The sequence below is a fragment of the Arthrobacter pascens genome (assembly GCF_017052465.1).
Lineage (GTDB): Bacteria > Actinomycetota > Actinomycetes > Actinomycetales > Micrococcaceae > Arthrobacter > Arthrobacter pascens.
In genome coordinates, this window is record NZ_JAFHKT010000143.1 from 116,264 (window position 1) to 128,530 (window position 12,267).

9 protein-coding genes are annotated in these 12,267 nt (G+C 65.9%); all 9 read left to right on the forward strand.

Going from position 1 to position 12,267, the window contains the following annotated elements; translation table 11 throughout:
- The first annotated feature begins 53 nt into the window (after positions 1-53).
- The 9 genes from serA (at position 54) to JYA52_RS13650 (ending at position 12,216) form a co-directional block, all read left to right on the forward strand.
- Complete coding sequence (gene serA, locus JYA52_RS13610) at positions 54-1,643, forward strand: phosphoglycerate dehydrogenase (RefSeq protein WP_205653707.1); 1,590 nt, start codon at positions 54-56, stop codon at positions 1,641-1,643.
- Positions 1,644-1,845: 202 nt separating this feature from the next.
- Positions 1,846-4,641 carry an ABC transporter permease gene (locus JYA52_RS13615; protein WP_205653708.1) on the forward strand — a complete coding sequence of 932 codons (2,796 nt, stop codon included), beginning with the start codon at positions 1,846-1,848 and terminating at the stop codon, positions 4,639-4,641.
- Positions 4,638-5,393, forward strand: a complete 756-nt coding sequence (locus tag JYA52_RS13620; RefSeq protein WP_205653709.1) for an ABC transporter ATP-binding protein — start codon at positions 4,638-4,640, stop codon at positions 5,391-5,393. The genes JYA52_RS13615 and JYA52_RS13620 overlap by 4 nt, the downstream gene beginning before the upstream one ends.
- A gap of 35 nt (positions 5,394-5,428) precedes the next feature.
- Complete coding sequence (metG, locus tag JYA52_RS13625) at positions 5,429-6,988, forward strand: methionine--tRNA ligase (protein ID WP_205653710.1); 1,560 nt, start codon at positions 5,429-5,431, stop codon at positions 6,986-6,988.
- Positions 6,989-7,349: 361 nt separating this feature from the next.
- Positions 7,350-8,126 carry a hypothetical protein gene (locus JYA52_RS13630; RefSeq protein WP_205653711.1) on the forward strand — a complete coding sequence of 259 codons (777 nt, stop codon included), beginning with the start codon at positions 7,350-7,352 and terminating at the stop codon, positions 8,124-8,126.
- Positions 8,127-8,201: 75 nt separating this feature from the next.
- Complete coding sequence (locus JYA52_RS13635; protein ID WP_205653712.1) at positions 8,202-8,975, forward strand: class F sortase; 774 nt, start codon at positions 8,202-8,204, stop codon at positions 8,973-8,975.
- A 74-nt stretch (positions 8,976-9,049) separates the two neighbouring features.
- A complete protein-coding gene (locus JYA52_RS13640) occupies positions 9,050-10,102 on the forward strand; it encodes a 3-isopropylmalate dehydrogenase (protein ID WP_205653713.1) in 1,053 nt (350 codons plus the stop codon).
- Between the two features lie 101 nt (positions 10,103-10,203).
- Entirely contained in the window at positions 10,204-11,316 is a 1,113-nt protein-coding gene (locus JYA52_RS13645) for a branched-chain amino acid aminotransferase (RefSeq protein WP_205653714.1), read from the forward strand.
- A 102-nt stretch (positions 11,317-11,418) separates the two neighbouring features.
- Complete coding sequence (locus JYA52_RS13650; RefSeq protein WP_307869369.1) at positions 11,419-12,216, forward strand: MBL fold metallo-hydrolase; 798 nt, start codon at positions 11,419-11,421, stop codon at positions 12,214-12,216.
- Positions 12,217-12,267 lie beyond the last annotated feature (51 nt).

Here is a 12,267-nt window from a genome sequence, read left to right on the forward strand (position 1 = left end):
TCCGTCAGCCTAGACTTGATTTATCCCCAGGACTGCTATGCAGAGGATCAGCCGTGTCAAAACCCGTAGTACTGCTCGCCGAAGAACTTTCGCCCGCCACCATCGAGGCCCTTGGCCCGGACTTTGAGATCCGCCAGACCGACGGCGCCGATCGTTCCCAGTTGCTCTCTGCCATCGAGGACGTTGACGCCATTCTGGTCCGTTCCGCCACCAAGGTGGACGCTGAGGCCATTGCCGCCGCCAAGAACCTGAAGGTCATCGCCCGTGCCGGCGTCGGCCTCGACAACGTCGACATCAAGGCCGCCACGCAGGCCGGCGTCATGGTGGTGAACGCCCCGACGTCCAACATCGTCTCCGCCGCCGAGCTCACAGTCGGCCACATCCTGAGCCTTGCCCGTCACATTCCGCAGGCCAGTGCCGCCCTGAAGGACGGCGAATGGAAGCGCTCCAAGTACACCGGCATCGAACTCTTTGAAAAGAAGATCGGCATCATCGGCCTGGGCCGCATCGGCGCCCTGGTCGCGGCCCGCCTCCAGGGCTTTGACACGGAAATCCTCGCCTACGACCCCTACATCACCTCCGCCCGCGCCGCCCAGCTCGGCGTGAAGCTGGTGACCCTCGACGAGCTGCTTGCACAGTCGGACTTCGTTACCATTCACATGCCCAAGACCCCTGAGACGGTCGGCATGCTCGGCGCGGATGCCTTCACCAAGATGAAGTCCACCGCCTATGTCATCAACGTCGCCCGCGGCGGGCTGGTGGACGAGGAAGCCCTCTACACGGCACTGCAGGACGGTCAGATCGCCGGTGCGGCTGTGGACGTCTTCGTCCAGGAGCCCAGCACCGACCTGCCGTTCTTCAAGCTGGACAACGTGGTGGTCACCCCGCACCTGGGCGCCTCCACCGACGAAGCCCAGGAAAAAGCCGGTGTTTCCGTGGCGAAGTCCGTCCGCCTGGCACTCGCCGGTGAGCTCGTGCCGGACGCCGTGAACGTCGCCGGCGGCGTAATCGCCCCCGACGTCCGCCCGGGCATCCCGCTGATCGAGAAGCTGGGCCGCATCTTCACGGCGCTGACGCACGACTCGCTGACCCAGATCGACGTCGAGGTTGCCGGTGAGATCGCTTCCCTGGACGTCAAGGTCCTGGAACTCGCGGCGCTGAAGGGCATTTTCGCCGACGTCGTCACCGAGCAGGTGTCCTACGTCAACGCCCCCGTCATCGCCGAACAGCGCGGCATCAACACCCGCCTCATCACCACCCCGGATGCCGAGGACTACCGCAACGTCCTGACCCTCCGCGGCGCCCTGAGCGACGGCAGCCAGATCTCCGTCGCCGGAACCCTGACCGGCCCCAAGCAGGTGCAGAAGCTCGTCGGCGTCAACGGCTACGACGTCGAAATCCCCATCAGCGAACACCTCGTGGTGGTTTCCTATGCGGACCGGCCCGGTGTCATCGGCACCATCGGCCACATCCTGGGCATGAACAACATCAACATCGGCGGCATGCAGGTGGCCCGGAACGCAGAAGGCGGCCAGGTCCTGGCGCTGCTGACCATCGACAGCTCCGTCCCGCAGCAGGTGCTGGATGCCATCAAGGCCGGCATCGGTGCCGAGATGGTGCGTGAAGTGGATCTCGAAGACTAGGAAGATGAACACAGGGTGAACTCCACGCCGCGCAGTTCACCCTGCCGAGTATGATTGGCCGGTCTGCGTACAATGGCTAGGTCCGAATTAAGGATCTTGCCGGCAGGCCGGCCAATACTTTTTGTACGCCCGCAAGGGACAAACCTTCACCTCCAGCGGTGATGAGGCGTGCGCACGCCATCCAGGTTTTTCAGGGAGCCCAATGAATGCCGTCCAGAGGTTCATCAGAAGCAAAGTGCTGCTGCTGACCGCTGCCATTTTGATCGCCGCCATGTGTCTGTCCGTCCTGGTTCAAACCCAGTCGCAGGCAGCGCTGAACCGGACCGTGGACGAAAACTCGCGGGGGCTCTACGACATCCTGGTCCAGGCCAAGGCTGGTTCCGGTGGGGCACTGATGCAGCCGGAGATCGCCACGGGCCAGGGCGGCATCAGCTTCGACCAGCTGCAGGGCATCCGGGACCTTCAGGGTACCTCCGTTGCGGCACCGATCAGCCTGGTTTCCCGCGTCACTCAGAACCTCGAGGCCCCGCGGCTTGAGGCGATGGACTACCTGGGCTTCAACTCCGGACTTGTTGGCACGGCCACGGCCGGAGACCCGAGCGCAACCGATCCCGGCAAATGGCCTGCGGCAGAGTCGGTGCTGGACGAGACCCCCAAGAAGTACCGCCTGACGGCCAGCGCCACGAGTTCGGACGGCTCGTCCGAGCAGACGCTCTTCAAGTCCTCGGCCGAGGGAACCCTCGGCAAGGGCCGCCTCGTTGAAGAACAGACGGACGGCGGCACGAGCGTCCGGATCGCTGGACCTGCGGGGGAGACGGGCATCAAGTTCCCGGCACCTGCCGGCGGCTCGGAGCACAACCTTTTTAACCTCACCGTTGCGCTGCCCATGGCGCCGGAAGTGACAGAATCCGTGGTCGCCGTCGACCCCGTTGCCGAGCGCGCGCTGCTCGGAACCGCAGGAGACTTCCTGGCCCCCCTGGAGAAGGCGCCGCCCGCCGACGCCCGAAACGCCGCTGCAGTGGGACAGCACTTTGAGAGCCTCTTCACCAGCGGCATCAGCATGAAGGAACTGGAGGAGGGGCCGGACTTCCTCGGCGTCAAGCTCAAATACTGGGCCCCGCTCATGACCCAGTACCAGCAGGCAAAGATCAGCGGCCAACTGACCGAGGATTCGCAGGCGATTCCGCTGATCGTCCGTTCGGGCACATCCCTTGACCTGAAGTACTCCGTGAAGATCGAGGAAATCGACGACGCCGGAAATGTGGTCAAGGACGTCGGAACCGTTGACCGCTCCCTGGGCAAGGATTACCTGCCGTTCGTCTCGAAGTCGCCCTTCGCCCTCTCCTGGCCCGGATCCACGGACCACTCCAAGCTGCTGGGCAACCCGGCAAGCTTCGGGCGCGGCCTTTACACCCCTGCCACGTGGAGCACCAACTTCGCCTCCGCGCCCAAGTACGCAGACGGCTCCACGGCGGCCAACGGCGCCGTGGACAAGACCGCCACGGCAGGCGAGTGGGTGACCGTCAACCGCCTTCCGGAAAAGACGGCCGCCGGCGAGCCTGTAGACCAGACCCAGCGCAATCCCGTCGATGAGCGCTCCTACCGGGAAAACCTCGACACGGGGGAGAAGCTCGCCTCTCCGCTTGCCATGGTCTACGGAACGTTCGACCCCGCCGCCGTCCAGGAAGCCGCCGGGGATGTCAACAGGCTGCCGCTGGGAGGCTACGACCCCACCCCGCTGACCCTCACCAAGGATGCCCAGGGCAAGGACGTCCAGGACACGACACTGAAGCCTTCCCTCAGTGCCACCGGGCTGGCCAGCCAGTCGGCCGGCGCCATCACGGACTACTACGGCCTCGCGGCCGCCCGCGGCTACGAGAAGAACGCCTCGGTCATCGACGCAGTGCGTGTGCGCGCCGCCACGCCCGGAAGCTGGAAGCAGGTCCAGCCGGACGTTGAGAAGCTGGCCAACGAGATCCGCGACATGGGCCTGGAAGCCACCATCGTGGCAGGCTCCGCCCGCGAGGACGCCAACATCTTCGTCCCCGGCTACTCAAAGGACGGCGCAGGCAAGGAATCGGCACTGGGCACCGTCCAGCAGTCATGGGTCAGGCAGGACGCGGCCGACGCCGTGAGCGGCTCGCTGACGGCCACCAACATCACGCTGCTCTTCCTGACTCTCTGCGGCGCAGCGCTGCTGACCGGGGCATCCACCGTGAGCTACGTCCGCCAGCGGCGCCGCGAGGCCGGCACGCTGCGCGCCATGGGCTGGACCCAGCGGAGGATCCGCTCGTGGGTCCTGGAGGAATTCGCCGTGGGCGCCGGGCTGCTGGCATTGGCGGGCATCATCCTGAGCCTGCTGAGCTGGAACCTCGCCACGGTGATTGTTTCGGCATCCGTACTGGTGCTGTACGCCGCAGCGGCGTTCTTCGCCGCGCAGCAGTTGCGGCACCGCGAGGAGATCGACCAGGAACCGCAGCACGACGAGCGGCTCATCGCCGTTGACTCGCCCCTCACGTTCGCCAACCGGCAGCTGACCACCAACCGCTTCAATGCCATCTCGCTCGCGGTGGCGGTCGGCGTGTTCGGCGCGGCAGTCGGCGGCCTGATTGCCCTGCTGATTGACATCCCGCGCGCCGCGGGCGCCAGCGCACTGAGCGGCATGGCCGCTGCCAGCGTCGCCCTGCCGAGCATCATCCTGGGGCTCGCCGGCGTTGCGGTCGGACTGCTGTTGACCCTCGTCACCGGGCGTTTCGAGCTGCAGGCCAAACGCCAGTACCTCGGCACGCTTGAGGCGATGGGCTGGAACCCCGACATGCTTGGACAGGTCCGGTTCTTCGAGAACGTCCTGGTGGGTGCCGTGGCTGTGCCGCTCGGCGTCCTGGGCGCCCTCGGCGTCGGACTGCTCCTCGCTCCCTATGCCGCGCTCTGGGCCGCCGTGGCCGGGCTCGTGGCCGTACTTTGCTGGATTCCGATTGCAACGAAAGTAGTCCAATGACCAACGACCTTAACCTTCGCCGGGCGCGCGGGAACGACGACGGCGAAGGCTCGCTCCAGACGCGCGCCAACACCCTCGTCAAGGCCGCCGATCACGGTACACCGCTTGAGCTGAACAACATCACCATCCGCTACGGCGGCGGCAAGGGCGGAGCCGACGCCGTCAGCGTGGTGGAGGGATTCGACCTGACGCTGCACGCCGGTGAGATGCACTGCGTCGCCGGCCGCAGCGGCTCCGGCAAGACCAGCATCCTGACAGTGGGAGCGGGCCTCACGCTGCCGACGTCGGGCCGGGTGCTGTGGGAGGGTGAGTCGCTCGAAAGCATGGGCGACGACGAGATCGCCGACCGCCGCCGCGCCCTCATCGGCTACGTTGACCAGGGCGGAGCGCTGATTGACGGCATGAGCGCCCTCGAGAACGTCCTGCTGCCTGCTGTTCCCGACGGCGAAGTGGACCAGCGCCGGGACATGGCCAAGGACCTGCTGGACCTGGTGGGACTGGGCCGCAGGATGCGGCACCGCCCGGCCCAGCTGTCCGGCGGTGAGCGCCAGCGCGTCGCCATTGCCCGCGCCCTCATTCTGGGAACGCGCGTGCTCGTGGTCGATGAGCCCACGGCCAGCCTGGACCGGGCCTCCGCCAACCGCATCATCAGCATCCTGAAGGACACGACATCCGACGGCATTGCCGTCCTTGTTGCTTCACATGATCACGAACTGGTCCGGCTCAGCGATACGCTGACCGAACTGATCTAGATCCATCCCTCCGCACCAAAGGTAACCCTCCGCCCGTGACTTCCCCAGACAAGAGCCCGTTCTACATCACGACGGCCATCACGTACCCCAACGGTGTGCCGCACATCGGCCATGCCTACGAATACATTGCCACCGACGCAATGGCCCGCTTCAAGCGGCTCGACGGCTACGACGTGATGTTCCTGACCGGCACTGACGAGCACGGGCTGAAGATCGCCCAGGCCGCGGAGAAGGAAGGCCTCGCGCCCAAGGAGCTCGTGGACCGGAACGCGGAAATCTACAAGGCTGCGCACGCGGCCCTGGGCATCTCCTATGACCGGTTCATCCGCACGACGGACGCCGACCACTATGCGGCCTCACAGGCCATCTGGAAGAAGATGGAAGCCAACGGGGACATCTACCTGTCCAAGTACGAGGGCTGGTACTCCGTGCGCGACGAGGCCTACTACGGTGAGGACGACACCGTGGTCAAGGAGGACGGCGCCCGGTACACCAAGGAGACCGACACCCCGGTGACCTGGACGGCCGAGGAAAGCTACTTCTTCCGCCTGTCCAACTACCAGGACAAGCTGCTGGCGCTGTACGAGGCGCAGCCGGAATTCGGTGCCCCGCAATACCGTTTCAACGAGGTCATCAGCTTTGTGAAGCGCGGTCTGGAGGACCTGTCCATCAGCCGCACCACCTTCGACTGGGGCGTTCCCGTGCCGGGCAACGACAAGCACGTCATGTACGTCTGGGTCGACGCCCTGACGAACTACCTGACGGGCGCCGGCTACCCGGACGTTGAATCGGAGCCCTTCAGGAAGTACTGGCCCGCGGACGTCCACGTCATCGGCAAGGACATCTCGCGCTTCCATGCCATCTACTGGCCCGCCTTCCTGATGAGCGCCGGCCTGGAGCTGCCGAAGCGCATCATGATCCACGGCTTCCTCAACAACAACGGCGTCAAGATGTCCAAGTCCCTGGGCAACGTTGTGGCCCCCGAGGACTTCGTGGCCCAGTACGGCCTGGACCAGGTCCGCTTCTTCTTCCTCCGCGAGGTCCCCTTCGGCGCTGACGGCAGCTACAACCACGAGGCGATCGTGGGGAGGATGAACTCCGATCTGGCGAACAACTTCGGCAACCTCGCGCAGCGGTCGCTGTCCATGGTGGCGAAGAACTGCGAGGGGCAGGTTCCGGTGCCCGGCGCATTTACCGCTGGGGACCAGGCCATCCTTGCCCAGGCCAACGCCCTGCTGGACCAGAGTCGTGCCGCCTTCGACAAGCAGGAATTCAGCCGCGCCCTCGAAGCCATCTGGGGCGTCCTGGGCGACACCAATGCTTACTTCGCCGAGCAGGCCCCGTGGGTGCTGCGGAAGACCGACGTCGAACGCATGCAGACGGTACTCTACGTAACGCTCGAGGTGCTGCGCGTCGTGGCAATCCTGGCGCAGCCGGTCATGCCGGGCGCCATGGCCACGCTGCTCGGCGCATTGGGTCAGCCGGAAGGCGACGCACGGCAGTTCACTGCGATCCCGGTGCCGATTGTGCCCGGAACCAGCCTCCCCGCACCGGTTCCGGTCTTCCCGAAGTACGAGGAACCGGCTGAGGCCTGAGCCTGATTCTCTCCCGGCGGCGGCCGCTGCCGGCGGACCCCCGTGCCCCTGTTACGACCAGGGCGCGGGGGTTCTTTTCGTTGTACCCATACCCGCGCCGCCTGTATCCAAGTGGTGACAGGTACAAACGGGTCCCACAGCGGACGGCACCAAGTAGAAGGCCCCCGAATAAGGCGTAGTGACTACTCGGGACTGCCGTGGAACCGCATCCTACCCTGAGATTGCAAGCAGACTGACGACGCTTTGGGAGTATCCATCAACTTCTAGTCCACCGTTTGAGCTTCAGACAGGTGGCTCGTGTGAGACGGAAATGCCGCGAACGGTCCGGTCAGTTTGATCCAGCGGTATGGAGGGACACGAAATGAGACGAACTATCGCGGCGGTGGGGCTTGTGGGTCTCGGACTCTTAGGCACCACACTCCCGGCGATCGCCACGCCGGGCGACGGAAAGGTCACCGTCTGCCACGAAACTGGCTCCGAGACGAACCCGATTGTGGAAATCGACGTCAACGAAAGCGCTGTCAACGGCCACGAAAATGGGAACAGTGGCAACAACGGCAACGGCGGCAACGGCGAGAACAACGGCAACGGCGGCAACGGCGGGAACAACGGCAACGGCGGGAACGGCGGGAACGGCGGGAACAACGGCAACGGCGGGAACGGCGGGAACGGCGGGAACAACGGCAACGGCGGGCACGATGACAATGCGTGCTACACCGAACCGGACGACAACGAGGAGGAACCGCCGTACGAGCCGCCAGCGGAGGAGGAACCGCCGGCCGAGGAGCAGCCTCCTGTTGTGGCACCCCCGGTTGTGGCACCCCCGGTGGTAGCACCGCCGGCGGTTGTGGTACCCGAGGCTCCAGTGGTCAAGCCCGTGGTAAAGCCGGTGGTCAAGCCTGCGGCAAAGCCTGTGGCGAAGCCGGCAGCAGCTGCTCCTGCAGCTGCGGCGCCGGTTGCGGCGGTGCCTGTTGCAGCTCCTGCGACCAATGCGGGCTACAACGTGCAGACGGCTGCCGGAGCGGGACCCGAGAGCGGGATTCCTGCTTGGCTGGCCGCCCTGACAGCCCTCTTTACGGGCCTGTCCGCCGTAGTTCTGGCGCGGGGTGGTGCCCGGGCCAGGAAGCTTGGCAGCTAAACGGTAGCGGCTTGAGGGTGCCACGTGGCTGGGACGTGGCACCCTCCTATCCGATTCCCGCCAAAAGGAGGAGCCATGGGCAGCCATCGACATAACAGGGAGGCGGAGCGTGGGGGCAGCCGAAGGCTGCTGCTCAGCTACGTGGACCTGCTTGTGTTGTCATTCTGCTGTCTGGGGATTCTGACTGCCTGGCTCATCTATGGCGCCGCCGGTACCGGCCTGTCAAATGCCTCCGCCGTGGACGCGCCCGTTGTCCGGTATTCACCTGGCGGGCCGGTGACCCAGTTTCCAGCGGGCCCGCAAGCAGGGACGAGCCCGACTCCCGCCGCCACAGCGACGGCTCCCGCTGCAGGCAAGGCTGCCGCTCCCGCAAAAGCTGCGGCCCCGAAGCCGCTGGCCATTACCGCCGCACCGCCGGAGCGAATCATCTATCCTGCTGCCGGCATGGACGTCGTGGTGCACCCGCTGAAGCCGGGCGGCGGCGATGTCGACAGTCGGTCCATCGTGCCACCGGAGACCATGGACGGATACTGGCTCACACCGTACGGCCAGCCCGGGGTCGGCTCCGTGAACACCACCTACGTCATCGGGCATAGCTGGGAGGGCCAGGACGCGCCCTTCAACCACCTCAGTTCAGCGGCAGTCCCAGGGGACATCTTTACCGTCGTTACTGCCAAGGCAAAACTTGCCTACCGGGTTGACTCCGTCACGACCTATACGAAGTCCACCTTGAAGGACAGCCCCATCTGGTCTGTTGTTCCGAACCGCCTCGTGCTGGTCAGTTGCTACACCCAGGACCTCTGGGGCAAGAATGTGGCCGTTGTGGCCTCGCCGGTGCCAGCCAAATGACCCGACCGGTCCCTGCTGTCTGAATAATGAGACGGTTTGACCAGAATGTGGATCGCTTGGCTACTCTGAAAAACATGAGCGCATCAACGATCAATCTCGCTGTCATCCCCGGCGACGGCATCGGCCCCGAGGTCACCGCCGAAGCCCTCAAGGTCCTCGAAAAGGTGGTCGCCGCCGAGGGCGTCACCCTCGAACAGACCCACTACAAGCTGGGTGCGCAGCACTGGCTCGAGACGGGCGAGACGCTTCCGGACGCGGTTCTGGAGGATCTGCGGACCCGGGACGCCATCCTGTTCGGCGCCGTTGGCGCGGCCCCCGGGGACACCCGGATTCCGTCCGGCATCATTGAGCGCGAGATGCTGCTCAAGCTGCGCTTCAGCCTGGACCACTACGTGAACCTGCGGCCCTCCAAGCTGTACGGCGGCGTGGGCAGCCCGTTGTCCAACCCGGGGAACATCGACTTCATCGTGGTCCGCGAAGGCACAGAGGGGCCCTATGTGGGCAACGGCGGCACGCTGCGGGGCGGAACCCGCCATGAAGTGGCCACGGAAGTTTCCCTGAACACTGCCCACGGCGTGGAGCGGGTGGTTCGCGACGCCTTCCGGCGCGCCAACGAGCGCCCGCGCAAGAAACTGACGCTGGTCCACAAGCACAACGTCCTGGTGTACGCAGGCCATCTGTGGAAGCGCACGGTCGAGGCCGTGGCCCAGGAATTCCCCGAAGTCAGCCACGACTACCTGCACATCGACGCCGCCACCATTTTCATGGTCACGGACCCCGCACGCTTCGATGTGATTGTCACGGACAACCTGTTCGGCGACATCATCACGGACCTTGCGGCAGCCATTACCGGCGGCATCGGTCTCGCCGCCTCCGGCAACATCAACATGGACCGTACGGCGCCGTCCATGTTCGAGCCTGTCCACGGGTCTGCGCCGGACATCGCCGGGCAGCAGAAGGCGGACCCCACGGCTGCCATCCTGTCGGCGGCGCTCCTGCTGGAGCATCTTGGCTATTCCGCCGCGGCACAAAGGATCGAAGCCGCCGTGGTGGCCGACGTCGAAAGCCGCAACGGTGAAGTGCGCAGCACCAGCGCCATCGGGGACGCCATCGCGGCGGCCGTTTAGGCCAGTCCAGCAGGCGTAAGCTTGACCTGAATTACCAATATGCTGCCGTGGTCCGATGCTGAACCACGTTCACATGCCAGGCAGCCGACCGTGGAGGAACCATGACTCAGACTGCCCATGGCGTCGAATTCACCCAGCATCCCTCGGCCACCCCGAAGTCTGCTGAAGAGCGTGCAGCCATCCTGGCGAACCCGGGATTCGGCAACTACTTCACCGACCACACTGCGATCGTTGACTACAAGGTCGACGAACAAGGAAACGGCGGCTGGCACGATGCCCGGATTGAAGCCTACGGACCCATCGCGCTGGACCCCTCGGCCGCCGTGCTCCACTATGGCCAGGAGATCTTCGAGGGACTGAAGGCGTACCGGCATGCCGACGGCACCATTTGGACCTTCCGCCCAGAGGCCAACGCCGCGCGCCTGAATCAGTCCGCCCGCCGCCTTGCCCTGCCGGAGCTTCCCGCAGAATACTTCCTCGGCGCCATCCGCGAACTCGTGGCAGCGGACAAGGAATGGGTCCCCTCGGGCGACGGCGAAGCGCTCTACCTTCGTCCGTTCATGATTGCCACCGAGGCGTTCCTGGGGGTCCGGGCCGCGAGGGAAGTGTCCTTCAGGGTCATCGCCTCGCCGGCGGGCAACTACTTCGGCGGCGAGCTCAAGCCGGTCTCCATCTGGATTTCCCGCCAGTACGCCCGGGCGGGCCGCGGCGGCACCGGGGCGGCCAAGTGCGGCGGCAACTACGCGGCGTCGCTGATCGCGCAGCAGGAGGCAGAGGCGAACGGCTGCAAGCAGGTGCTGTTCCTGGACCAGTTCAATGACAATGCGGTTGAGGAACTCGGCGGCATGAACGTGTTCTTCGTGATGAAGGACGGTTCGCTCGTCACCCCGGCACTGACCGGCACCATCCTCGAAGGCGTCACGCGGATGTCCGTCATCCAGGTGGCCAAGGACATGGGCCGGGACGTGAGCGAGCGCAAGATCACGCTGGATGAATGGCGGGACGGCGTGGCCTCCGGCGATATCACCGAGGTCTTCGCCTGCGGTACGGCGGCGGTGATCACTCCCATCGGCGTGCTCAAGGACGAGACGGAATTCATCGGTTCCGAGGATGCCAAAGCGGGCGAGACCACCATGGCCATCCGCGAGCACCTTTTGGGTATCCAGACCGGAACGGTTGCGGACACGCACGGCTGGCTCACCAGGCTCGCCTGACGCTTTTTCCCACGTACGACGGCGGTTGGCCGGCGGGTGCTGTCGAGGCACCTGGCCGGCCACCCGCCGTCGGCGTTTCCGCTCAAATGCAAGAATGGGTCTGTGAATCCGGACACGCCACCAGCCTTCGCCGTCAGCAGCACCCTGACCAGGTACCGCCTGGCCCCCAATCCCGGGCCCATGAGCCTGGACGGCACCAATTCGTACATTGTTGCCGCGGCCGGCCACCCGGGCGTCGCCGTCGTCGACCCCGGACCGCTCGATGAACCCCACCTGCAGGAGCTGGCCGGTGCCGGTTCCGTCGAACTCATCCTCATCACGCACCGCCACGCTGATCACACCGCAGGCGCTGTACGCCTCCACGAACTCACGGGTGCCCCCGTCCGCGCCGCCGACCCGGCGCACTGCACGGGTGGGGCGCCGCTCCAGCCGGGCGAGGTTATCTCCGTGGCTGGAACCGAGGTCCGGGTCCTGGCCACTCCGGGACACACCTCCGATTCGGTCTGCTTCCAGCTGCCCCTCGACGGCCCCGCCGGTTCCGTGCTCACCGGCGACACCATTCTTGGCCGCGGCACCACAGTGCTGGACCACCCGGACGGCCGGCTGGACGATTACCTGTCCTCCCTCGACCGGCTGGAACTGCTGGGACCGGCCACGGTGCTGCCCGCCCACGGGCCTGTCCTGCCGGCCCTGGATGCTGTGGTGCGGGCCTACCGCAGCCACCGGCTGGACCGCCTCGCCCAGATCCGGACGGCCCTGGCCGGCCTGGGCGGGGGCGCCGGAGTCCGGGACGTCACCGACGTCGTCTATGCCGACGTCGACCCGTCTGTGCGGCGGGCGGCCGAGAACTCGGTGGCGGCCCAGCTGGAGTACCTGCGCACGCTGCGCGAGCGGATCTGACGCGGGCGCGCAGCGGGAAGCGCGGATGCGGTGGCCGGTCCCGGGCGAGAC

Excerpts from the sequence above, each read along its gene's own strand:
- JYA52_RS13615 (WP_205653708.1), top strand. The coding sequence starts at position 1,846 with ATGAATGCCGTCCAGAGGTTCATCAGAAGCAAAGTGCTGCTGCTGACC.
- JYA52_RS13645 (WP_205653714.1), top strand. The coding sequence starts at position 10,204 with ATGACTCAGACTGCCCATGGCGTCGAATTCACCCAGCATCCCTCGGCC.
- JYA52_RS13635 (WP_205653712.1), top strand. The coding sequence starts at position 8,202 with ATGGGCAGCCATCGACATAACAGGGAGGCGGAGCGTGGGGGCAGCCGA.
- JYA52_RS13630 (WP_205653711.1), top strand. The coding sequence starts at position 7,350 with ATGAGACGAACTATCGCGGCGGTGGGGCTTGTGGGTCTCGGACTCTTA.
- JYA52_RS13620 (WP_205653709.1), top strand. The coding sequence starts at position 4,638 with ATGACCAACGACCTTAACCTTCGCCGGGCGCGCGGGAACGACGACGGC.
- JYA52_RS13640 (WP_205653713.1), top strand. The coding sequence starts at position 9,050 with ATGAGCGCATCAACGATCAATCTCGCTGTCATCCCCGGCGACGGCATC.